This window comes from Micromonospora yongxingensis, assembly GCF_052601155.1.
The window spans coordinates 1-21,837 of the sequence record NZ_JBQXEO010000004.1 but is presented as its reverse complement, the minus strand read 5'-3'; the positions used below and the strand labels follow the sequence as shown (position 1 = coordinate 21,837).

The window sequence follows — 21,837 nt, the reverse complement described above, 5'->3', positions numbered from 1 at the left end:
TGCGGCCGCCGTGAACCTGACCGATCGTCAGGGGGCAGCGATGAAGTATCCCGACTGGTCGACGATGACGTGGGTGGAGCCGCTGCTGTTGTTGTACGCGGCGATCCGCGCCTCGGCACCGACTTTGACCACGGCCAGGTTGGACGCCGTCTCCTTCGCCAGGAAGTTGACGTTCGACGTCGAGGGTGTGCCCCCGGGCGGGTAGACGGCCAGAACGCCGGCGGTGGTCGGATCGGTGACGGTCACGTTCACCACCGCCGCCCTCGGTGTCGGGCAGTCGTCCTCGCAGAAGTCCCCGGCATGACGGGCGCTGACCGTCGCCTTCTCCCCCGCATGGAAGGGCTCGTTGTAGAAGGGCCGGTCCCAGCCGCTCAGGCCGCGGCTGTCCGCGATCCGGTACGACCCGTACGGGACGTACGTCTGGTCGGCGACCCCGTACGACGGCGCGGCGAAGTAGCCGGCGACGTCAGCGACCACGTGGGTGGTGCCGGAGCTGGCATTGCGGATCATCGCCTTGCCGGCCACCAGCGGCACGATCACCAGGTTCGGGATGGTCTGTCCGGCCACGAAGTTCACGTTGGATGCCATGGGTGTCGGCCAGGTGTCCGGATAGAGCGTCAGCACGCCGCCGGCCGTCGGCGCGGTCACCGTCACGTTGACGATCGCAGCCTTGGCCTCCGCTGGCACCTTGCCGGTGAGGTCCAGGCGCAGGTATCCGTTGGCCGCGATCGGTGTACCGGCCCCGGTGCGGGTGTCGAGCGCCCGGATCGGTGTGAGCGGCTGCATGGCGGCGCCGTACGAGCCGTAGAAGCCCTGCAGGTCGGCGATCACGTGAACGGTGCCGCCGCTGCTGTTGCGGAACCGGAGCTTTCCGTTGGTCATCGGCACGGTGGCCAGGTTCGGGACCGTCTCGTTGGCCACGAAGTTGACGTTCGACGAGGTCGGCAGAGGGGCGCCGTCCGGGTAGACGGTGAGGAACCCGGCGGTGCTGGGCTGGGTGACCGTCACGTTGAGCACCACCGCGCTGATGTCCGCGGCGGCTACCCCGTTGATGCTGGGAACGTCGAGAACCACCTCGGACTTCGCCGGGACCGGCGTGGTGGTGGGCGTGCCCAGTGCCTCACGGGTGTCGAGTAGCCGGGTCGGCTGAACCGTCTCGTAGAGTGCGCCGACCTGAGTGCAGCGGTAGGAGGAGAACTCGGGTGAGAGCCGGAAGCCGGTGTAGCTGATTCGGATGCGGACGCAGGCCTGACCCGCCCGGTGGAAGGTGTGGTCGAGCGTGCGGGCTGTGGTCACCCGCCAGAACTGCTCACCCTCGAACTGGTAGGCGATCGAGCCGCCCTCGCCGCCGACGGGCCAACCGTACTGCGGAGTCCCGGAGGCAGTGACCGCGAAGGGGTTTCCGCCCGGCTTGCGCCGGACCGTGGCCTGGCCGCCCGGAGCGCCCTGCGCCTCGACCGCACCCCGGTCGTGGTAGCCGGCACCGGTGCCGCTGTTGGCGATCGCCGGGTTGTCGGTGCGCGGGTTGCCCAACATGTCGGTGCCGGTGGCGCCGCGAGCCGAGGCATCCCCGGAATCGACCGCTGGCGAGGACGGGTCGATCGTGTGCCAGGGCCGGAGTGACCCGTTGTAGGCACCGATCATCGGGTCCGCGGCGAGGTCGTGTCCGCCCTGCCCGGTGGCCTGTCGGAACGCCGGCAGGTCCTGGTATGTGCCGTCGCCCCAGGCGTACAGAGCGCCGCCGGTGATCGGGTCGATCAGGTTGTGGTCCGCGAAGGTCCCCGGCACCGACCCGGCCGAGACCGATATCGCTGTCGCGTTCGCCGGGGTGGCGCAGGCCTGCCGGAACGGGTGGGTGCGGACGATGTTGTTCTGGACCGAGACGCCCGTCGAGGCCCCGGTCACCTCGATCCCTACGGCGCAGTACGTCAGCAGGGTGTTGTTGGTGATGGTGGTGCCCGGCGCGTCGGTGACGCGCAGGCCCGAGTAGGAGAGCTCGTTGCCGCTCACGACCGCGCCGACGACTCCGGCGTCGATCGCCAGGCTCGGGTTGCCGACGGGTGCGCTCGACAGGTAGCTACGGCTGACGGTGACACCGCCCGAGCGGCCCGTCACTCGCACCGCACCGAGAGTGGCGCGGGAGCCGCGGACGATGACGCCGTCGAGGGTCACCCGCTGCGACCCGTTCACCACGAGGGCCGACTGGTCGGCGGGGCTCTGCAGACGGAATCCCTCGACCACGATGTCGTGCACGTTGTTCAGGGCGAACACCGTCCCGGTGACGGCGCCCACGGTCGTGTCGCCCACCGTCACAGTGCCGTCGGGCCCGTTGACGGCCCGGAAGGTGATCGGTGCGCCGACCTCGCCCGACCGGGTGATGGTCACCGCCTCGGGGTAGTCGCCGGGCTGTACCAACACCGTCTGCCCGGGCGCGGCCAGGGCTGCCGCCCCCGAGATGGTGCAGAACGGTGCGTCGACGGTGCCGTACCCGCGCGGGTCGCAGGCCTTGCTGTTCACGTACAGGTCCCTGATCGCTGCGGGCGCGGGCGCGGCGACGGCCGCGGGCGCCGCCGGGACCACCAGGCCCAGGACACCGACCAGCGGTACGACCCCGAGCCCTGCCCATGCGCGTATGTCCATGCATCCCCCGTGGAAGTCGATCATTTGATGCGGGGAGAGTAGCGCGACGTCGACGGAGAAGAGCAGCGCCGATCGGGCATGGCAACCAGCCGGTCGGCCCGACTCAGGTTGTCACGCGGCCGGGCGGCGCGTGTCCGGCCATGGCGTTCCCGGCTGCACGAGTGGCCGGTGAGGGGGTCGGGTCACCGTCGCCGTGGGGGCCGAGACGGCCGTGGCGGCGGTGTAGTCGTCCCGACTGGCCGTCACCGCGACGGTGAGCCGCCTTCCGTACAGCGCCAGGGGGATCGTGAACGTCGCGCCCGTCGCGCCGGCGATCGGAACACCGTTCGCCGACCACTGGTACTGGTAGGCGGTCGCGGTCGGGTTCCACTGGCCCGGGTTCGCGGTGACGGTGCCCCCGACGGCCACGGTCCCGGTGATCGTCGGTGGGCTGACCGTGCCGATCGGCGGAGGCGGGGTGATCGTGAAGGCGCCGACAAGGACCACCGGCTGTCCTGCCCCATAGGGGCGGAGGGTCACGCTGGCCTGGCCGGTCGGAGCGCCGGCGACGTTCACGTCGGCCGTCATCGTCGTGCCGTCCGCCGAGACGGACTTCACCGTCGCGCTCCGGGGCTGCCCCGCGGCGGGGGTCACCTGGAGTTCGTCATGCGGGTGCAGCCCGGTGCCGCGGACGGTGATCGTCCGGACGCCGACCGCCGGCACGGTGGCCGGAGCGACCGAGGTGACCGTGGGGGGACCTGCCGCGATGGTGAAGCGGTACCGGGCGATCGCGGACGGGAAACCAACGGCGTTGACGCGGCGGACGTCCAGGCTCTGCGGACCGGACGCCGTCGGCGTCCAGGTCAGCGTGGCGGTGCCGTCCGCCTGGGCGGGGATCGAGACGTACGGTTCCGAGTTGATCGAGTAGAGGTACCCGACCGGGTCGGGCAGGGTCGACCTGAAGGTGAAGGTGCCTGTGGCGAGCCGGCCGGTGCCGGTCGTCGGGAAGTCGGTCGAGGTGACCTGCGGCTCGTCCGTCGTCGTCCAGACCGAGCTGCCGCTGTCCGTCTGCACTCCGGCGGCGTCGCAAGCGACGACGATGACGTAGTTGTGGCCGATCGCCATCGACGTGAAGCCGAAGGTGGCGCTGCCGTCGGCGGCCGGCTTGAGAACCTGCTTCGTGGCCTCGTCGCTGTTCAGCGTCGCCACGTACTCGACGATGTTCGCCATTCCGCTGCGGGCCTTGAAGGTGGACGGCGTTCCGGCGTAGGTGTCGCCGGTGCGGGTGACGGTCGGTGCCGCGCCGTCGACCGAGATGGGTTGCCAGCGGGGCTCGGAGAGCGCGCCGCCCGCGTCGCGGCTCTGGATGCGTAGCCCGTCGAGGCCGGTCTCCGTGGCCGTCCAGGTGAGGTCGGCGGTGCCGTCGGCGCGAGCCGGAACGACGGTCTTCTCGATCGGCCGGTCCTGCTGTCTCGAGTACGCCGGCCAGTAGAGGTAGGCCTCGACGTTCGGTGTCCGGGGCGTGAGGTGGAAGGTGAGTGACGAGCCGATCGTCACGTCCCCGCGCGTGTCACCGGTGACGGTCGGGCCGTTGTCGACGAGGAATTCGTAGGCGCGGGGAGCGTGCGCCGAGCCGTCGCGGGTGACGCTGTGGACGTACAGGGTCTGCAGGCCACCGCGGGTCGGGGTGATCGTGGCCGTCGCCGTCCCGTCGGCGGCTGCCGGCACGCTACCCGAGGGGCCGTTCCCGTCGATCCGCCACACGAAGGACTCCGTGTCGGCGACGGTGGCGGTCAGCGTGAACGCGCCGGGCACGCCGACGTTGTAGTCGAGGTTCGAGCCCGAGTTCGGGTACGCGTACGAGTACACCGACGGGCGGGTCTCCTTGACCATGTAGTCGTGGGCGGTTGGCGCGGACCAGTTCCCGGCCCGGTCGACGGCCCGGACGGTGAGTGAGTGGTAGCCGGCCACCAGGGGCGTCCAGTTGAGCGTCGCCGGGCCGCCGAGCCCCTGCGCATCCACGGTGGACTCCACGTACTCGTACGGCAGTTCGCTGGAGTGGAACCGGTAGCGGTAGCTGACGGTGTCGTCGGAGGCCGAGGTCAGGGTGAAGACACCCGGTACTCCGATCGCGCCGTTGCCGATCCAGCCGCTGGCCGGATATTGCGCAGAGGTGACAGTGGGTGCCGGACCGGCGGTGCGGTCGACCGTGAAGTGGCACGTGCCGCTCCACGGCGAGGCGTCCGCGTGATCGAGGATGCGCACGCGCCAGGCGTAGGTGACCCCGTCGAGCTGCTTCGCCCTGTCCGAGAGGTGGACGAAGACCTGGTCGCTCTGCTCGGCGATGTCGACGAGCCACTGCTGCGGGTGCGCCGGGTCGACGACGTCCCACACCTGGAAGTCCGCCCGCAGGCCGGCCCCCTCGCCCGTACGGCTGAAGGTGCCCTGTAGCGCGACAGCCTGGGCGATGCCCAACCTTTCCGGGTTCAGGTACGGCCCCGGCGCAGCGGTGACACACGGCTGACCGGCGGTCGTGAGGTTGGTCGGTGCGGCCACCACGGCGGCGGCTGCCGGAGCGGCCGTGACCCCCAGAGTGGCCCCGCAGCCGAGCGCCGATGCCACGACCAGCGCCATGATCCGACGATGAACACGCGAAGGTGTGCGCAACAAGGTCTCCCATGGGGTGACGGGCTCTTGATCACCCGCGGGGAGAAGGATCGCATGGCGGTCCGACCAACGGGAGCCCCGTTTGCCGGCGGCACGTGAGCCCAGTTGTCGGAGGCGCGTTCCGGCTCAGGCGAAGTCGAACAGGGGCGGGAAGGCGAGGACGACCGCCCAGGCCCACGCGGCGTACACGACCACGTAGCGGGTCTGCCAGCGCTCCAGGCGGGCGAAGGGCATGCGGCCACGCACGAAGCCGAGGTACAGCCATGCCGACCAGACGAGGTTGGTCAGCAGGACGAGGTTCTCGCCCAGTGCGGCCGTCTTGTTGGGGCTGAATCCCCATTCGGTGATCCGACCCGTGATCGCGGCCAGCACCAGGACGTCGATGACCAGAGCGCTGACGACGAGCGCGAGTTGCAGGCGGTCGAAGAGGCCGGGGCGGGCGGTGAGGTCACGGGCGGAGATGGCGTACAGCAGCATGCCCAGCACGATGACGAGCAGCAGGTCGAAGAGGATGAGCGCGTCACGCTCGACGTCGATGCCGCTGGTGGTCCAGATGATGGCCACGAGGAAGGTCAGCAGGGTGGCCGTGAAGAGCGGCGTGAAGACGCGGGTCAGCACCGGCGCCATGTTCTCGATGACGCTCTGCTTCGCCTCCACCAGCCACGCCGCCACGATGACCGCGGCCACGGCACCGCAGGGCAGCAGCCAGGACTGGATGAACCCCTCGGCGTCCAGGCCGATGGCTCCGAAGGCGTTCACCGTGAACGCCGTGAGCACACCGCCGCCCAGTCCGATGAGGACGAAGTAGATCAGCCACTCGCCGGTGAACCGGATGAAGTCCATCCGTCGCCGGTCTGACCGCCAGTCGCCACCGGCGTACGCGACGCCGACGACCAGCCACAGGGCTATCGGCAGGTGGATCGCCGTGAGCACCACGGTCTGCGAGTCGTCGGCCAGCGGATACGCGTTCGCGGCGACCGCACCGAGCACGAACAGCAACGCGAGTGCCCCGATGACGCGAAGACCGACCCGGCGTTGCCAGGCGAAGTACGCCGCGAGCGCCGGCAGCGCGAAGAGGCTGGCATTCCGCGCGTAGAAGCTGCCGTCGTCCTCGGACAGGTCAAGCCCGAACAGGGCCGGCACCTTGATCGCGAGCGCCGCGACGGCCGCGCAGAGCACCATGACGGCCAACTCGCGACGGGATCGGGCGGCGGTGGGCGCGTCGGGCTCGCCGGGCAGCACGAGTTGTTTCCAGAGCCGCTCGGAGTGCTCGCGAGCGAACTCCCGGGACAGCTCGTCGAGGCTGCCCATCCGCTTGACCGCGATGAGGAACGACTCGTCGGGTCGGAGCCCAGCCTCTGTCAGTTCGGTGATCCGGCTGCGGAGGTGGTCTTCCAGCTCGTCGGCGTCGGTGTGGTGCAGCTCCCGGCGGCGGTGCATGTAGGCCCGCCACTCGGCGATCTGGCCCTCCAGGTCGTTGTCGACGGTCACAGCCCCGCCCCCCAAGCCGGTGCCGGGATCGGCCTGATGGACGGCGTCGTGCTCCAGACGCCCCGCAGGGCGTCGACGACCGCGGCCCACTGGCGGCGCTGCTCGGCGAGCTCGGCCCGACCCTGGTCGGTGATGCGGTAGTACTTGCGGCGTCGCCCCCCTTGCGGGGTCTCCCAGGCCGACTCGACGTGGCCGAGCCGCTCCAACCGGTGCAGCAGGGGGTAGAGCAGGCCGTCGGTCCACTCGAGCTGCCCGCCCGAGAGGTCGTTGACCTGCTTGAGGATCGCGTAGCCGTAGCTCTCGCCCTCAGCGAGGATCCCGAGCACCAGCGGCGTCGCCGAGGCCGCGACGAGGTCTTTGGTGATGTGCATGCGAACCGCCTATACCTAGAGCTGCAATGCATAGTAGTTCTAGGTATAGCTCTCACGCAATCGAACCTCCGTCAGGGGCGCCCCGTACCCACCCCGTTCACTGGGACTCGTCGAGCCAGACCACGATCCCGGTCAGGTCCGTGAGCACGGCGGCAACGCCCGCCCGGATGGCGGCCGCGCAGCGCTCGGCCGTGAACGAGTCAGGGTCGTACGTCGAGGACATGCCGAGCCCTTCACCCCGGAACGACGCGCCGGACCAGTCGGCCGCCGTGACGTTGTGGGTGGGCTCGGCCAGTTCTGCGCCCACCACGAGGAACTGCTGGTCCAGGTGGTTGGGGGTGACCAGCGCGAGGGGGTCGATGAGGTCGTTGCCCGCCGTGACGATGAGATCCGGGCCCATCTCCATGGCCCTGGTGATGCCTGGGACGGCGTCGTGGGCGTCGCCGACGACGACCTTCCTGAGGGCGACGCCCTCGTCGTCGGCCCAGTCCTCGACCGCCGTCACGAGCGCCTTGGTCGGACGGTCGTCGCCGGCGGTGAGCAGCACGACCCGGTAGTCCTTCGAGGGGTGGACGCCGGCCCACGAGCCGGGTCGCGGCTTGACGGTCGCCTCGGGAGCGGGCGTGGTGGAGGGGTCGATGAATCCCGGGCCGAGGGAGCCGATGGCGGCGGGCCTGGGGCGCGGCTGTGACCAGTCGTCACCGGAGTTGCATCCGGTGATCAGTGCGGCGGTCGCGGCCAGCATGGCAACGGCCCGGAGCGGGGGGCGCAAGGTGATCGTCCTCCGGAGGTGGTGGCGGAAGGTGTCGCTTCGTATTCCTATCTCAGATCCGGTCGTCGAAAATCCGTAGGCGGCCGTTCCGGGTCTTTGTTTTCCAGCGGTTCTCCGGCGGGCGGGCTCGTGTTCACCCGTGCCGTGCAACGTGCACTGGCCAACCGAGGGAGCCGCATGTCAGGGCACGTCCGCCGTACCGTTGTCGTCGCTGTTGTCTCGATCGCTGCGGCGATTCTTTCCTTTTTGAGCGCCGGACCGGCGTCGGCGCACGGGTTTGCGTCCACCGTCTACGCGAAAATCATTGCGGGAGACGAGGGTCACATTCGGACGGCGTTGGGGCTCGAATACGACCTTCTCGTCGTGTCCGCCGCCGATTCTGGCGACGATGATGCGCTCTTCCAGGCGGGAACGGCCGCCTTCGAAGCGAAGGACACCCCGCGAGAGGCTGGGGCGCTCAACACCCACGCCGAAACAGTGATGAGGTATGTGACCGACCGTTTCTCGGTGACCTCGAAGGGCGTGGCCTGTCGGCCGACGCAGGTGACCGACGCGATCATCGGCTGGCGCGAAGGTGTGCCGTACGCCACTCTGCTGCTCGACTGGACCTGCCCGCAACGGGCCGACGAGCACGAGGTGCGCAGCGGCCTGTTCGCCGACGACGAGGGCTACGTCAAGGGCACCAAGACGATCGTCACCTACGACATCGACGGCCGGTCGGGCAGCGCGGCGCTCGACGCCGCCAACCCCTCGTTCTCCACCGGCCAGGCCTGGTACGAACGGTTCGGGGAGTTCTTCCTGCTGGGTGCCGAGCACCTGCTCTCCGGGATCGACCACATTCTGTTCCTGCTGGCGCTGATCGCCGGGTCGCGGCGCCCTCGGGAGATCGTGCTCGCGGCCACGAGTTTCACCCTGGCGCACTCGGTGACGTTCATGCTCGCCGCCCTCGGCCTGGTCGACGTGCCGGCGAGCATCGTGGAGCCGGTCATCGCGCTGTCGATCGCCGTGGTGGCGGGCTGGCACCTGTGGGGGATCTGGCGGCGCGGCGGCCATGCCACCGACCTCGATGCCACGGGCCGCGGCCATTTCGATCTGGACCGATCCGGCTGGATCCGTCTCGGCGTGGTGTTCTGTTTCGGCCTCGTGCACGGCCTCGGTTTCGCGGGTGCGCTCGGGATCGACGAGGCATGGTCGTGGACCCTGCTGTGGTCGCTTCTGGTGTTCAACGTCGGCATCGAGGTCGTTCAGTTGGCGATTATCGCCGCAGTCTTTCCGCTGCTGATCGTGTTGCGACGCCGTACGCCGAAAGTCGGCCTCTGGGCGACCGGCGCTGTTTCCGGGGCGGTGTCCATTATGGGCCTGATCTGGTTCGTGCAACGCGTGTCCGGATCGTGAGTAAGGCTAAGTACCTCGGGAAGTGCAGCCAACCGCAAGATCACGTTCACGGTTGGTTCATCAGGCAGCGAAAGCTTGAGTTTGCTTGCCCATCGTCGGGCGAAGCTCATCCATTTCTCTATTTGAAAAGGGAACAATGTCGATGACATTGAGCACCTCGACAGGGGCCCGCGGGCTCGCACGGCGGCGCGCCGTCGCCGGGGTCGTGGCGGGATTCCTCGGAATCACCGTGGCCCTCGGCAGCGGCCTGACGGCCTCCGCCAGCGCGGCCGAGTCCACCACGATCACCGGCATCGTCCTCGGCGTCGGCGCGAACGAGACCCAGCGGGTCGTGACCTGGTACTCCTCCGCCGACACGGCGCAGAAGATCCAGCTCGCCCCGACCGCCGAGATCGTGAACGGCGAGTTCCCGGCCAGCGCCGTCAGCTTCGACGCCGTTGGCGCGGCGAACACCTCCACCACCGGCTTCAACCGGCACGCGACGATCAGCAACCTGCGTGAGAAGACCGCGTACTCGTACCGGGTCGGCTCCGAGGGCAACTGGTCCCCGGCGTACGCCTTCAAGACGCAGGACTTCGAGGGCGACTACGACTTCCTGTTCTTCGGCGACCCCCAGATCGGCTCCTCCGGCGACCGGCTGAAGGACCAGGCCGGCTGGGAGGAGACGCTGAAGGTGGCCACCGGGGCCAACCCGAACGCCGAACTGCTGGTGTCGGGCGGCGACCATGTCGAGAGCGCCAACGACGAGGGCCAGTGGACCTCGTTCCTGGCGCCCGACCAGCTGCGTCAGTATCCCCTCGTGGCGACGATCGGTAACCACGACGTCGGCGGCAAGTCCTACGAGCAGCACCACTTCACCCCGAACACGGACCGCTCGTCGCAGTACTACAGCGGGGACCAGTCGACCCGGTCCGGCGGTGACTACTGGTTCATCCACAAGGACGTGCTGTTCATCGACCTGAACAGCAACAGCTACGCCAACCCCGCGGACGGCTCCCTCGGCGGCGACGCGGCCCACGTCGCCTACGTCACGGACGTCATCAACAAGCACGGCGCCGAGGCGAAGTGGAAGGTGCTGGTCTACCACCACTCCATCTACTCGCCGGCCAGCCACGCCACCGACACCGACAACAAGCAGCGTCGGGAAGACTTCACCACGGCCTTCTCGAACCTCGGCGTCGACATGGTGCTGCAGGGTCACGACCACAGCTACTCCCGTAGCTACTCCATCAAGAACGGCCAGAAGGAGAACCCGGCGGAGAAGCCGGGTGCTGCCGACGTGTTCCCCGGCCCGGGCGGCGTCCTCTACGTGACGGCCAACTCGGCCTCGGGCTCGAAGTACTACGACATCAAGAAGCCGGACGCCACCGGCACCGGTGTTCGCGGCAACGGTCCGGACCCCCTGGACCCGAGCAAGTACTGGTACAACTCGGTGCAGAACCAGGAGCACGTCCGCAGCTACGTCAAGGTGCAGGTGCGCGGCGACAAGCTCGTCCTGCAGAACGTCCGCAGCGGCACCTGCGCGGCGCCGAACGCGGCCGTCGAGAAGGGCCTCTCCTGCACCAACACCGCCGAGGGTCAGCCGGTCGGCTCGATCGTCGACAACGTGACGGTGCACCCGTACCACGGTGACGGCCAGGCCATCCAGGTCAACGTGCCGAGCCCGGCTCCGGGTGAGTTCGGCTGGACGATCGACGGCTACAACGGCCTCGTCGACCTCGGTACCGCACAGGAGCGTGACGGCACCTACTTCCAGGCGAACGGCAAGATCAACCCGATCCTCGTGTCGGACAGCCGCCGCACGCTCGCCCCGTGGTCGATCTCGGCCAACGTGGGTGACTTCCAGGACGCCGACAAGACGTTCTCCGGCTCCTACCTGGGCTGGACCCCGTACGTGCTCGACGCCGGCGCCGGCGCCGAGGCCGGTGCTCCGGTCCTGTCGGGCTTCGACGACCAGGGCAAGGGCCTGTCGGTCTCCAGCGGCCTCGCCGCGGCCGCACAGGGTCACCCCCGCGGCGGCGCCAAGCTCGGTGCCGACCTGGATCTGAAGATCCCGGACAGCATCGCGAAGGGCAGCTACCGCACCACCCTCACGATCACCGCGCTGAGCAGCTGATCGATCCGTTCCACCGGGCGGGGTAGGCACCAGAGGGTGCCTACCCCGCCACCCGTTGCAAGCCTCCCAAGATCACCTCAAGGACCCGACATGAACGCGTCCGTCAGGCGCTGGAAGACCACGACCGGCACACTCCTTCGTACGGCCACTCTGGCCCTGCTCGCCACCTCCGCCGTCGCCGGCCTGGCCCCGGGTCCCGCCCTCGCGGCGGACGGCGACGTCGCCTGGACGGTCCGGACGGCCTCCAACAGCTACGGCGCGGCCCGGTCCAGCTACAGCTACAACGTCAACCCCGGTGGTGTGGTCGAGGACGAGATGGTCGTCGCCAACCGCGGCAAGGCGCCCTTGAAGCTGTCCGTGTACGCCGCCGACGGCTTCACGACCGAGGCCGGTCAACTCGACCTGTTCCCCCGGGACAAGACGTCGACCGCGATCGGGGCCTGGGCCCGGGCCGGCACCGGCAGCGTCGCCATCCAGCCTGGGAAGACCGCCCAGGTCCCCTTCAGGATCAGCGTTCCCGAGAACGCCACGCCCGGCGACTACGTCGGCGGCATCCTCACCTCCCTGACCCAGGCCGAACAGGCCGAGGGCATCAACGTGGACCGGCGCCTCGGCATCCGGATCACGTTGCGGGTCGGCGGCGAGCTGAAGCCGAGCCTCGCGATCGACGACCTCCACGTGACGTACGCCGGCACGTTCAACCCGTTCAGCAAGGGTGACGCCACCGTCACCTACACGATCCGCAACACCGGCAACGCCGCCCTCGCCGGCAAGCAGGCGGTGTCCGTCTCGGGCCCGTTCGGGTCCCTGCGGGTCAGGGCGGGCGGGATCTCCGCACCGCCGGAGTTGCTGCCGGGTGAGAGTTGGAAGGTGACGGTGCCCGTGCACGGCGTCGCTCCCACGGCCCGGCTGGCGGCGACCGCGACCCTCACGCCACTGCTCACCGACGCGTCGGGCTCCATCACCCCGCTCAAGCCGGTCCAGGTCACGGCGCACGGCTGGGCACTGCCGTGGATGCTCGTGCTGGTGCTCGTCGTGCTGATCGCCGTGCTCGTCGGCGCGCTGCTGTACCGGCGCCGCAACCGCGTCGCGCGCAGGGCGCGTGAGGACGCCCGGGTGCGCGACGCCGTCGAGCAGGCGCTGCGCGGCCAGGAGGCGTAGACATCGCATCCGTGCCCGAGGCCACCGGCCGGCGGCGGTCGCCCTTGTGGGTGAACGGTGCGCGGGCCCGGACCGGGTCCGCCCCGGAGCCGGCATGCTGCGACGGGTGATGCCGGCGCGGAGAGGGAATCCAGATGGCTGACGGAGATGTGCCCGAGCGGATGCAGGCTGCGGCCTTCGACGAGTTCGGCGGGCCGGAGGTGATCAGCCTGCGGAAGCTGCCGGTACCTCAGGTCGCCGACGACGAGGTGCTCATCAAGGTGTGGAGCGCCGGCGTGGGGGTGTGGGACGCGTACGAACGCCAGGGCGTGCTGGTGCCCGAAGGTGCCGAGTTCCCGATCGTGCCCGGCTCCGACGGCGCGGGGACCGTGGTCGCCGTCGGCAGCCAGGTGACCAACGTCGCGCCGGGCGACCTGGTCTACGTGTCCGCCACCACCCGACCGAAGGGCGGCTTCTACGCCGAGTACGCGGTGACGAAGGCGCAGTACGCGGCCAAGCTGCCCGAGGGTGTGCCGGTGGAGCACGCCGGCGCCATGCCCACCGACGCGTTGACCGCCCTGGCGGGGCTGGACACCCTGAGCCTGCCGGCCGGTGCCTGGCTGTTGATCTTCGGCGCGAGCGGCGGGCAGGGCCACCTTGCCGTGCAGTTGGCCAAGCGCCAGAGGCTCAACGTGATCGCGGTTGCCTCCGGGCGGGACGGGGTGGCGCTGGTGACCCGGCTCGGTGCCGACGTGTCCCTCGACGGCCACGGCGACCCCGCCGAGGTGCTGGCGCGGATTCGGGACGCTGCCCCGGAAGGGGTGAACGGCATCCTGGCCATGGCCGGCGGCAAGACGCTGGACCGGCTCACCGAGGCGCTCTCCGACGGCGGCGTGGTCGCGTACGCCCACGGTGTGCAGCCGGAGCCGAGCGAACGGCCCGGCATGTCGGTGCGGGCGTACGACGGTGTGGCCAACCCGCAGCAGTTGCAGCGCCTCAACGAACTGATCGAGGCCGGACCGTTCCAGGTGCACGTCGCCGAGACGTTCCCCCTCGGCAAGGCGGTGGAGGCGCACCGGCGGCTCCAGAGCTCCCACCCGGGCAAGCTGCTGCTGACGATCGTCTAGTGCCGGGCGGCCGGGCTGTCACCGTTCGTCGCCACGAGGTAGCCGGCGAGGTGGCCGGCGCCAACGAGCATCGCGTGGCCGCGGACGGCCAGCCGCTGCCGCCAGGCGTGCAGGGACGCCGCGAGCGGCTCGGGGCCGTCGGCGGCGCGTACCTGCCGAATCACCGTCGCGATGTGGTCCAGCAGGTAACCGCCCCGGCGCAGGAGGTGGGCGAGTTCGGCGTCCCGGACGTCGTCCGGGCCGTACAGGCGCTGGCGGGAGGTGCGGTCGCGCGCCGGGGACAGGACGCCTGCCCGTTCCCACTTCCGCAGGGTCGCCGGTGTCACGCCGAGCCGGTGGGCGAGGTCGCCGACGGTCAGCGGCCGACCGGGCGGGCGGGGCGCGGGCGCGGCGGTGAGCACCCCGATCGTCGCCTCGACGGCGTCGAGGGTCTCGCGGTCGCGTACCAGTTGCACGTGACCGCTGTCGACGGCGCGCAGGGCGGCGTCCAGGTCACCGCGGACGGCCGCCCGCATGATCTCGCCGGCGCCCGCGTATCCGTGGCCCGCCACCAGCGCCAGGTAGGCGCGCAGCGCCGCGGCGTGCACCTCCGTGTACGCGCGGTAGCCGTTCGGCGTGCGCCGGGCGGCGGGGATGACGCCGTCGTGCTCGTAGTTGCGGACCGCCTGGCTGGAGATGCCGTGCTCCCGGGCCAGGTCGACCGGCCGGTAGGCGTGTCCTGCTCTTTGAGGGTTCAGCTACCGCTCCCTGAAGCGTTCGTGCGTACAAGTCTCAACGGGTGGTTCAACGATACGGTGAAGGTCATGGCTTCTTCATCAATGCCCGCCGCCTGGTCGTTCGGCCTCGGCGCCGACGACATCGCCGATCTCATCCTCGCCCTGCCCGAGGTTGCGGTCGTACGGGCCGACGAGGCGTCGGGCGCCCCGCAGTCCAGTTGGGGCGACCGGTTCTTCTTCGTCGGCCCGGACCGTCGTCGGCCGTTCGCCACCCTCGTCGGGCAGGACACCGCCGGCTTCGACGAGGATTCGCAGATCGATCGGCCGGGCATCTTCCGGCTCAGCCTGGACCTCGGCCGCGAGGAGTTCCAGAACCTGTTCGGCTATCCGCCGGCGCAGTCCGACGACCACCGTCGCGTGGTCGACTTCACCGCCCTCGACCAGGTCGTGCCCCATCCCGTCTACGGCACCCACGGCTGGGCGTGTGTGCTCAACCCGGGCCCGCGCAGCCTGGCGGAGGTCGACCGGTTGCTCGCGCACGCACACCAGCGGGCGTCGCGTCGGCACCAGCGCTCGCTGGACCGGCAGCGGCGCTGAGCGGTCAGCGCTCGCGGGGGTGCGGCACGCGTACCGACGCCATGCCGGCCGCGGTCGCGGCCTGGATGCCCAGGTCGGTGTCCTCGAAGACCAGGCAGGACCCCGGGGGTACGCCGAGGTGCGCCGCCGCCAGCAGGAAGGCCTCCGGGTCGGGCTTGGCCCGCGTGTAGTCGTCGGCGCACACCAGCACGTCGAACCGGTCGAGCAGGCCCAGCGCGTCGAGGGACGCGGTGACCGAGGCCCGGGTGCTGCCGGAGACGACGGCGAACGGCACCCTCTGGTGGGCGTCGTGGATGTGCACCAGCACCTCCGGCACGGCGGCGAGCTGTGGCAGCAGCTCCTGGTAGTAGCTCTCCTGGCGCTCCATGACGGTCGCCACCGGCATGGTCAGACCGTGCCGCTCGTTCAGGGTGGCGATGATGTCGGCCACCGGCCGGCCACCCCAGGCGTAGAACAGGTCCTCCGGGAACTCGCAGCCCCACTCGTCCAGGACCCGCTGCCAGGCCAGGTAGTGCAGCGGCATCGAGTCGACGATGGTGCCGTCACAGTCGAACAGGTACGCCGCGAACTCGCCGGGTGGCACGGTCAGACTCACCGGTGCAGGCTACAGCGCCTGCCGTGGCCGGCCAGGGGCGGCGGCCGGGCCCTCAGGTCAGTCGGACTGTCCGCCGGTGGTGACGGATTCGAGCCGGCGGAGCAGCTGCGCCCGTTCCGGCTCGGTGCCGACCAGCGTCAGGGCGCTCCGGTACGCCGCCGCGGCCTCGCCGTACCGGCCGAGTCGACGCAGCAGATCCGCCCGGGTCGCCGGATAGAGGTGGTAGCCGCGCAGCCGCGGATCGTCGGCCAACCCGTCCAGCAGGGCGAGCCCCGCCTCCGGTCCGTCCCGCATGGCCACCGCCGCGGCGCGGTTGAGTGCGACCACCGGCGAGGGGACCAGACCGAGCAGTACGTCGTACAGCGCCACCACCTGCGGCCAGTCGGTGCTGGCCACGTCGGCTGCCTCGTCGTGCAGCGCGGCGATCGCCGCCTGCACCCCGTACGGCCCGGGCGACCGGCCGGTCAGCGCGATCACCACCAACCCGCGCCCCTCCTCGATCATGGGGTGGTCCCAGCGTCCGCGGTCCTGGTCGTCGAGGAGGATCACCTGGCCGTCCGGCCCGGTACGCGCGGCGCGCCGGGCGTGGACCAGCAGCATCAGCCCGAGCAGCCCGGCGACCTCCCGCTCGGCGGGCAGCAGCCGACGCAGGATTCGGGCCAGCCGGATGGCCTCCTCGGCGAGGTCGATGCGCTGGAGGTCCGGGCCGGAGCTGGCGGCGTAGCCCTCGGTGAAGACCGAGTAGATCGCCTGGAGCACCGTGGGCAGACGTTCGGGCAGCTCGTCGGCACCGGGCACCCGGAACGGGATGCGCGCGTCGCGGATCTTCCGCTTGGCCCGGACGAGTCGCTGGGCCATCGTCGCGGGCGGCACCAGGAAGGCCCGCGCCACCTCGACCGTGGTGAGGCCGGCGAGGAAGCGCAGAGTGAGGGCTCCGCGATCCTGGGCGGGCAGGGCCGGGTGCGCGCAGGTGAAGAAGAGTGCCAGCCGGTCGTCGGGCAGGTCACGGTCCGCGTCCGCGGGCGGAGCCGGCGCGGCCCGTTCCGCCTCCGCCCGGAGCACGGCGAGCCGGGTGGCCAGCACCCGGTCGCGGCGCAGCCGGTCCACGGCACGGCGGCGGGCCGTGGTGAGCAGCCAGGCACCCGGCCGGCTCGGGACGCCACCGGTCGGCCAGTGCACCAGCGCCGCCTCGATGGCCTCGGAGGCGACCTCCTCGGCCAGGTCGAGGTCGCCGAAGCGGTGCACGAGCGAGGCGAGCAGCCGGCCGCGTTCCTCCCGGAACACCGCCTCCACCGACGACACGACAGGCCGCGCCCCGGCTGCCTCCTCGCGCGACACCGTCAGACCTCCACCTCGATCTCGGCGACCGGACGCACCTGGACCGACCCGCCGCCGAGGGCGCCCGGGCTGCGGGCCGCCCACTCCAGCGCGGCGTCGAGATCCGGCACGTCGATGATGTCGTACCCACCGAGCACCTCGCGGGTCTCGGCGAACGGCCCGTCGGTGATCGTGCGTTCGCCGGCCGGCCCGACCTGCACCGTCGTGCAGGTGGTGAGGTCCTGCAACGGGTGCCCGGACACCCAGATGCCGGCGTCCTTCATCTCACGGTCGTAGCGGATCCAGTCCTCGAAGTCGCACCCGTCGACGGGCGTCTCCCACTCCGTCGTCGGGCTCATGAACAGCAGCATGTACTTCACGTTCCGGCTCCTCTCGGTGCGGCGGGGTCGCCGTACAGCATGACGACGAACGGACACCGGGGATGTCGACACGGCAGTCGGAGATCTTTCCCGGCCTCACCCGTCGGGTGGCAGGTCACAGCGAGCAGGAGGACGGTCAGCAGCGCGAGCGCGGCAAGCGGGAACAACCGGTCGGCCGTTCAGCCGCGCTCATCGTCCGTCGGCGGCGAGAAGAGGGGAAAGAACCGCTCGGCGACCCGGATGTCGCCCTGCACCTCGATCGCTCCACGGGAGATCGCCGACCGCACCGGCGTGCCCCCGAACATCAGATCGCGCAGCGCGGCGACCGTGCCGGTGACCGTCACGTCGGCCTCGCTCGTCCGGCCACGGACCACGGTGATCGTGTCCTGCCTCACCCCGACGTCGAACGCGTCGCTGCCCACCCGCAGCCCCAGCCGAGCGGTCAGTGGCTCGCCGGTCGGAGGGCGGTAGAGAGCCTTGAGCAGCAGCATGAACGCGTCCGTGCTCATCTCGCCGTCCGACTCGTCGGGCAGGCCGGCGCCCCAGCGGGACAGCTCGATCAGCGTCGACTCCAGCAGCCGCCCCCGCTCGGTCAGCTCGTACGCGTGCACGCTGGCCGGCGGCCCGAGCTGGACCCGCCGGACGATGCCGGACTGCTCCAGCTCCCGCAGCCGCTGGCTGAGCACGTTCTGGCTGGCCTTCGGCAGGCCTGCCCGCAGGTCACCGAAGCGCTTCGGCCCGAAGACCAGCTCCCGGACGACCAGCAGGGCCCAGCGCTCGCCGATGAGGTCCATCGCGCGCGCCGCCCCGCAGGCGTCCTGATAACTCCGCTGTGCCACGGCCCGATTCTAGTCGTTGTCCACCATCCGGTGCTACGGTCGCACCGACCAGTCCTAACTTAGGAGTAAGCAATGGACGCACTGCTCGCTCACGTCGTCGAGCGACACGGCGGTCTGGACCGCTGGAACACCGCCTCGACCCTCACCGCCCGGGTCACCTACGACGGGCCGTTCTGGGAGTTCAAGGGCCGTCCGGAATTCGCCAGCACCGAGCTGGTCGAGGCCGACCTGCACCGGCAGCAGGTCCGGCACGTTGATCAGGGAAGCGGCCAGGTCGTCGAGTACGACCGCGAGGCCGATCGTGTGACCGTCACCGCGGCGAACGGCACCCTGACCGAGGAACTGGACCATCCCCGGGCCAGCTTCGACGGGTACACCCGGGAGAGCCAGTGGTCGATCGCCCAGGCCGGCTACTTCCGCGCCTACGCCACCTGGCACTACCTGGTCGAGCCGGTGCTGTTCACGTGGCCCGGCGTCGAGGCCCACGAGGTCGAGCCGTGGACGGAGAACGGCGAGGTGTGGCGAGGTCTCAGCGTCACCTTCCCCGAGAACGTGGACACCCACAACGAGACCCAGCTGTACTACTTCGACGACGGCGGGCTGCTGCGGCGGATGGAGTACCAACCGGTGGTCAACGGCTACTCGCCCACCGCGCACTACGTCAGCGGGCACACCCGGGTCGACGGCCTGGTCGTCCCGACGCGGCGCCGGATCCACATCCGCCAGGAGGACCGCACCCCGGACCTCTCCTGGACGCCCATCACGCTGGACCTGGCGGACGTCCGCATCCGCTGAGTCCCGCCGGGTGCGGGCGCGGCGGATCCGGCGCAGCGTCGGTGACCGGACGCCCCGGCCTCAGACCGGGGCGTCCGTCCGCCGTCGGCTCCGCTCGGCCCGCCGACGAACCTGCTGGTACGCCCCGGTCAGCCCCATGGCCCGCCGGACCTCGACCAGCGTCTGCCGGACCTCCTGCCGGGTCCGCTCGGTGCCCTCGACGATCAACCGGTCGACCAGCCCCCGGTCGGCCTCGATCTCGGCTCGACGCTCCCGGATCGGCGCCAGGAACCGCTCCAGCGCGTCGACCAGCCGCTCCTTGACCTCCACGTCGCCAACCCGCCCGGCCCGGTAACGCGTGGCCAGGTCGGCCACCTCGTCACGGTCCGGGTTGAACACCTCGTGGTACGCGAAGACCGGGTTGCCCTCCACGGTGCCCGGCACGTCGGCCCGCACCCGGTTCGGGTCGGTGTACATGCCGAGCACCTTGCGACGCACCATGGCAGCGTCGTCGGACAGGGCGATCGTGTTGCCGCGGCTCTTGCTCATCTTGGCCGCGCCGTCGGTGCCCACCAGGCTCGGCGTGTCCGCCGGGAGCAGCTCGGGCACCGGGAAGACCGGCCCGTACAGGTGGTTGAACCGGCGGGCGATCTCCCTGGTCACCTCGACGTGCGCGGCGTTGTCCCGGCCGACCGGGACCACCTCCCCCTTCACGCAGAGGATGTCCGCGGCCTGGAGCACCGGGTAGCCCAGCAGCCCGTACGGCATCTCCTCCTTGCCCGCGTCCCGGGCCATGTCCTTCAGCGACGGCACCCGTTCCAGTCGGGGCACGGTCACCAGGTTCTGCAGGAGGGTGTTCAGATCGCCCACCTCCGGGATGGCCGACTGGAGGTAGAACGTGGCCCGTGCCGGGTCGACGCCGGCGGCGAGGATGTCGGTCACCATCTCGCGGGCGTTGCCGGAGACCTGGTCGATGTCCTCGCGGCGGTTCCTGGTGGTCAGCATGTGCAGGTCGGCGATGATGAAGAAGCTCTCGTACCGGTGGTGCAGCCGCACCCGGTTGGCGATGCTGCCGACGTAGTGGCCGAGGTGCAGGCGGCCGGTGGGCCGGTCGCCGGTGAGCATTCGTGCGACGGACATGGTGGTGTGCCTCTCGTGCGGAAGGTGGATGACGCGTGGGCGCGCGCCGAGCGGGACGAATTCGCCCCGTCGGTCAGCGGGTCGGCTCAGCGAGCCGTCCGCCATCGCGCGCCGGCGCGGTACCGCAGACCACCAGCACGGAGTACGTCGAGGAGTTGCTCACGGCCATCGCCGGAGCTGATCGGGAACCCGGGCACCACACCGAGCGGGAGGCAGTCGACCATCTCGACCGCCTCCGGCGTGCAGTTGCTCGTCCGGACCACGGCTTCACGGTACCCGTGGTGCCGCACCCGCACCGCCCGGTCGGTGGCTCAGCGCCGCGGGTCGCCGGCTTCGGCCGGGCGCTCCCGCTCGGGGTCCGCGGACTCCTGTGGCCGGTAGCGCTCCGAGTAGTAGCTGCCGACGCGTTCCCGGTACTCCGGGCCCGCCGACCCCGGGTCGAACGGCGGTGCGTCCCTGATCTCCTGCCGGCTCCGGTCGACGTGCACGATGCGGTCCAGGTGGTCGACCCGGGCCACCGTGCCGGCCGGGAGCAGCACCTTGTGGCCGAGGATCCATGGACCCGTGTCGACAACCAGGTACCGCGCGTCCGCCTCGTGGCTCGCCTCGTCGATGGTGCCGATCCGGCCGTCGGTCGCCTGCACCCGGTAGCCGACCAGGTCGATCGGCGTGCCGGGGCCCGGTGCGTCCGGCCCGTCGTGCCCACCGTCGGCGTTGTCCGGAGGGGTCACCGAGGGGGTCGTCTGCGTGTACCCGCCGGCGAGGGCGGACGGGTCGCGCCAGTCCCAGGGACTGAAGGTCGAGGGTTGCACGGGACACCTCCGGTGACGGTCTTCGGCTGTCCCGTTCCGCAGTGCCCACCCCGCTCCGAGCGGAAACGGCGGCAGTGCCGAGTGGAGGAGGAGCGCCGCCCGGAACAGGTCGCAGCTGGGTGAGCAGGTCCGCTGGCATACTCGGCTGCCATGGTGCTGTCGCGTGGGTGGGCCGTCTTCCTGGTCGGGGTCGGAATCTGGACCTGGGTGATCTGGCCGAGGTTCGCCGTCGCCATCTGGCAGGACCCGCGTTCCTGGGCGTCCGGAACGGTGGGGGACGGCGCGGCGACCAGCTTCCTGTGGGTGCACGCCCTGCTGATCGGCGCGTCCCTGGCGATCGGAACCACCGTCGGTGTCCTCGGCATCCGGGCCTGGTTCGCCGCGCGCCGGCGCCAGCAGCGCCCGGCGGCCTGACGGCCCGCGGCCCCAGTCGGGAGCCGCCCGGTCACAGTGGGTGAACCGACGACCCTCCCAGCCGCGCCCGCGCTACGTCGAGGAATCGTCAGATCGCGCTGACCTGGAGAAACGTCTTGGCGCAGCGAGTGTGACGCGGGACGCTTCCCGCGGATTTGACGATCAAACCCGCAGACGCGTAACTTTCTCTCTGCCAGCGCGGAACGGACGAAACAGGCGAAAGCCTGAGAGGCCGGAGCGCGGGAATGGCCGCCGGGTCGGAGGGGTTACACCTTCCAGACTTCGGTGCCGGGAGGTGCCCCCAAGGATCGCCGCGAGTCGGATTTGGTGCGGCGAAGCCGACCGGGTAAGGTTTACGACCGGCAGGGAACCGGGCGAGCTAGCGGGAGACCGCAGCGGCCGGCCTGCCAAATCCGACGACCTGACGCAGCGGTTCGCTGCTGCGTGAGTGCGCCGGGACCAACCCGTACGAAGCACGACAGACCGGGACACACGGTTTGACACGGCGAAGACGGTGAGGTAACGTAGTAAAAGTGCCCGGCGCCACTGAGCGGC

Annotated in this window: 20 protein-coding genes; 7 read left to right on the top strand and 13 right to left on the bottom strand. The window is 70.6% G+C overall.

What is annotated here, in order from left to right; all coding sequences use genetic code 11:
* Positions 1 to 27: 27 nt before the first annotated feature.
* From ACTWLT_RS07395 to ACTWLT_RS07375, 5 genes are all read right to left on the bottom strand, one after another.
* Positions 28 to 2,640, bottom strand: coding sequence for a right-handed parallel beta-helix repeat-containing protein (locus ACTWLT_RS07395; RefSeq protein ID WP_445317667.1), 2,613 nt, complete (start codon positions 2,638 to 2,640; stop codon positions 28 to 30).
* A 111-nt stretch (positions 2,641 to 2,751) separates the two neighbouring features.
* A complete protein-coding gene (locus ACTWLT_RS07390) occupies positions 2,752 to 5,253 on the bottom strand; it encodes a hypothetical protein (RefSeq protein WP_445317666.1) in 2,502 nt (833 codons plus the stop codon).
* A gap of 159 nt (positions 5,254 to 5,412) precedes the next feature.
* A complete protein-coding gene (locus tag ACTWLT_RS07385; RefSeq protein ID WP_445317665.1) occupies positions 5,413 to 6,777 on the bottom strand; it encodes a permease prefix domain 1-containing protein in 1,365 nt (454 codons plus the stop codon).
* A complete protein-coding gene (locus tag ACTWLT_RS07380; RefSeq protein ID WP_445317664.1) occupies positions 6,774 to 7,148 on the bottom strand; it encodes a PadR family transcriptional regulator in 375 nt (124 codons plus the stop codon). Before ACTWLT_RS07380 ends, ACTWLT_RS07385 begins: the two co-directional genes overlap by 4 nt.
* Before the next feature lie 97 nt (positions 7,149 to 7,245).
* On the bottom strand, positions 7,246 to 7,920 hold the full coding sequence (locus ACTWLT_RS07375; RefSeq protein WP_445317663.1) for a type 1 periplasmic-binding domain-containing protein: 675 nt from the start codon (positions 7,918 to 7,920) through the stop codon (positions 7,246 to 7,248).
* 177 nt (positions 7,921 to 8,097) lie between these two features.
* Between ACTWLT_RS07375 and ACTWLT_RS07370 the strand changes: the two genes are divergently transcribed.
* From ACTWLT_RS07370 to ACTWLT_RS07355, 4 genes are all read left to right on the top strand, one after another.
* Positions 8,098 to 9,315 (top strand): HupE/UreJ family protein, encoded by a 1,218-nt coding sequence (locus ACTWLT_RS07370; RefSeq protein WP_445317662.1) that lies wholly within the window; start codon positions 8,098 to 8,100, stop codon positions 9,313 to 9,315.
* 142 nt (positions 9,316 to 9,457) lie between these two features.
* Positions 9,458 to 11,431 carry a purple acid phosphatase family protein gene (locus tag ACTWLT_RS07365; protein ID WP_445317661.1) on the top strand — a complete coding sequence of 658 codons (1,974 nt, stop codon included), beginning with the start codon at positions 9,458 to 9,460 and terminating at the stop codon, positions 11,429 to 11,431.
* A 90-nt stretch (positions 11,432 to 11,521) separates the two neighbouring features.
* On the top strand, positions 11,522 to 12,592 hold the full coding sequence (locus ACTWLT_RS07360; protein ID WP_445317660.1) for a COG1361 family protein: 1,071 nt from the start codon (positions 11,522 to 11,524) through the stop codon (positions 12,590 to 12,592).
* Positions 12,593 to 12,726: 134 nt separating this feature from the next.
* The gene (locus tag ACTWLT_RS07355; protein WP_445317659.1) at positions 12,727 to 13,698 is read left to right on the top strand and encodes a quinone oxidoreductase family protein; all 972 of its coding nucleotides are present in this window, start codon (positions 12,727 to 12,729) and stop codon (positions 13,696 to 13,698) included.
* On the opposite strand, the gene ACTWLT_RS07350 is transcribed toward ACTWLT_RS07355, so the two are convergent.
* Complete coding sequence (locus tag ACTWLT_RS07350) at positions 13,695 to 14,435, bottom strand: TioE family transcriptional regulator (RefSeq protein WP_445317837.1); 741 nt, start codon at positions 14,433 to 14,435, stop codon at positions 13,695 to 13,697. The two genes, ACTWLT_RS07355 and ACTWLT_RS07350, sit on opposite strands and share 4 nt — an antisense overlap.
* 66 nt (positions 14,436 to 14,501) lie before the next feature.
* Here ACTWLT_RS07350 and ACTWLT_RS07345 point away from each other — a divergent pair, with 66 nt between their 5' ends.
* Positions 14,502 to 15,011 (top strand): DUF6194 family protein, encoded by a 510-nt coding sequence (locus ACTWLT_RS07345; protein WP_445317658.1) that lies wholly within the window; start codon positions 14,502 to 14,504, stop codon positions 15,009 to 15,011.
* A gap of 4 nt (positions 15,012 to 15,015) precedes the next feature.
* Here the strand turns inward: ACTWLT_RS07345 and ACTWLT_RS07340 are convergent, their stop codons facing one another.
* The 4 genes from ACTWLT_RS07340 to ACTWLT_RS07325 all read right to left on the bottom strand — a co-directional run bounded on the left by ACTWLT_RS07340 (position 15,016) and on the right by ACTWLT_RS07325 (position 18,142).
* Entirely contained in the window at positions 15,016 to 15,606 is a 591-nt protein-coding gene (locus tag ACTWLT_RS07340; RefSeq protein WP_445317657.1) for an HAD family hydrolase, read from the bottom strand.
* Between the two features lie 57 nt (positions 15,607 to 15,663).
* A complete protein-coding gene (locus ACTWLT_RS07335) occupies positions 15,664 to 16,944 on the bottom strand; it encodes an RNA polymerase sigma factor (RefSeq protein ID WP_445317656.1) in 1,281 nt (426 codons plus the stop codon).
* A gap of 2 nt (positions 16,945 to 16,946) precedes the next feature.
* On the bottom strand, positions 16,947 to 17,294 hold the full coding sequence (locus ACTWLT_RS07330; protein WP_445317836.1) for a YciI family protein: 348 nt from the start codon (positions 17,292 to 17,294) through the stop codon (positions 16,947 to 16,949).
* Positions 17,295 to 17,482: 188 nt separating this feature from the next.
* Complete coding sequence (locus ACTWLT_RS07325; protein ID WP_445317655.1) at positions 17,483 to 18,142, bottom strand: winged helix-turn-helix transcriptional regulator; 660 nt, start codon at positions 18,140 to 18,142, stop codon at positions 17,483 to 17,485.
* A 72-nt stretch (positions 18,143 to 18,214) separates the two neighbouring features.
* Here ACTWLT_RS07325 and ACTWLT_RS07320 point away from each other — a divergent pair, with 72 nt between their 5' ends.
* The gene (locus tag ACTWLT_RS07320) at positions 18,215 to 18,937 is read left to right on the top strand and encodes a hypothetical protein (RefSeq protein ID WP_445317654.1); all 723 of its coding nucleotides are present in this window, start codon (positions 18,215 to 18,217) and stop codon (positions 18,935 to 18,937) included.
* Positions 18,938 to 18,997: 60 nt separating this feature from the next.
* On the opposite strand, the gene trpS is transcribed toward ACTWLT_RS07320, so the two are convergent.
* From trpS to ACTWLT_RS07305, 3 genes are all read right to left on the bottom strand, one after another.
* Positions 18,998 to 20,056: a tryptophan--tRNA ligase gene (trpS, locus tag ACTWLT_RS07315; protein WP_445317653.1), complete on the bottom strand. Its 1,059-nt coding sequence runs from the start codon at positions 20,054 to 20,056 to the stop codon at positions 18,998 to 19,000.
* An 86-nt stretch (positions 20,057 to 20,142) separates the two neighbouring features.
* Positions 20,143 to 20,319 carry a hypothetical protein gene (locus ACTWLT_RS07310; RefSeq protein WP_252416796.1) on the bottom strand — a complete coding sequence of 59 codons (177 nt, stop codon included), beginning with the start codon at positions 20,317 to 20,319 and terminating at the stop codon, positions 20,143 to 20,145.
* Positions 20,320 to 20,367: 48 nt separating this feature from the next.
* The gene (locus ACTWLT_RS07305) at positions 20,368 to 20,868 is read right to left on the bottom strand and encodes a PRC-barrel domain-containing protein (RefSeq protein ID WP_445317652.1); all 501 of its coding nucleotides are present in this window, start codon (positions 20,866 to 20,868) and stop codon (positions 20,368 to 20,370) included.
* 150 nt (positions 20,869 to 21,018) lie between these two features.
* Between ACTWLT_RS07305 and ACTWLT_RS07300 the strand changes: the two genes are divergently transcribed.
* Entirely contained in the window at positions 21,019 to 21,282 is a 264-nt protein-coding gene (locus tag ACTWLT_RS07300; protein ID WP_445317651.1) for an SCO4848 family membrane protein, read from the top strand.
* Positions 21,283 to 21,837: the final 555 nt, after the last annotated feature.

Excerpts from the sequence above, each read along its gene's own strand:
- ACTWLT_RS07395 (WP_445317667.1), bottom strand. The coding sequence starts at position 2,640 with ATGGACATACGCGCATGGGCAGGGCTCGGGGTCGTACCGCTGGTCGGT.
- ACTWLT_RS07390 (WP_445317666.1), bottom strand. The coding sequence starts at position 5,253 with ATGGCGCTGGTCGTGGCATCGGCGCTCGGCTGCGGGGCCACTCTGGGG.
- ACTWLT_RS07380 (WP_445317664.1), bottom strand. The coding sequence starts at position 7,148 with ATGCACATCACCAAAGACCTCGTCGCGGCCTCGGCGACGCCGCTGGTG.
- ACTWLT_RS07370 (WP_445317662.1), top strand. The coding sequence starts at position 8,098 with ATGTCAGGGCACGTCCGCCGTACCGTTGTCGTCGCTGTTGTCTCGATC.
- ACTWLT_RS07365 (WP_445317661.1), top strand. The coding sequence starts at position 9,458 with ATGACATTGAGCACCTCGACAGGGGCCCGCGGGCTCGCACGGCGGCGC.
- ACTWLT_RS07360 (WP_445317660.1), top strand. The coding sequence starts at position 11,522 with ATGAACGCGTCCGTCAGGCGCTGGAAGACCACGACCGGCACACTCCTT.
- ACTWLT_RS07355 (WP_445317659.1), top strand. The coding sequence starts at position 12,727 with ATGGCTGACGGAGATGTGCCCGAGCGGATGCAGGCTGCGGCCTTCGAC.
- ACTWLT_RS07345 (WP_445317658.1), top strand. The coding sequence starts at position 14,502 with ATGGCTTCTTCATCAATGCCCGCCGCCTGGTCGTTCGGCCTCGGCGCC.
- ACTWLT_RS07330 (WP_445317836.1), bottom strand. The coding sequence starts at position 17,294 with ATGCTGCTGTTCATGAGCCCGACGACGGAGTGGGAGACGCCCGTCGAC.
- ACTWLT_RS07320 (WP_445317654.1), top strand. The coding sequence starts at position 18,215 with ATGGACGCACTGCTCGCTCACGTCGTCGAGCGACACGGCGGTCTGGAC.
- trpS (WP_445317653.1), bottom strand. The coding sequence starts at position 20,056 with ATGTCCGTCGCACGAATGCTCACCGGCGACCGGCCCACCGGCCGCCTG.
- ACTWLT_RS07300 (WP_445317651.1), top strand. The coding sequence starts at position 21,019 with ATGGTGCTGTCGCGTGGGTGGGCCGTCTTCCTGGTCGGGGTCGGAATC.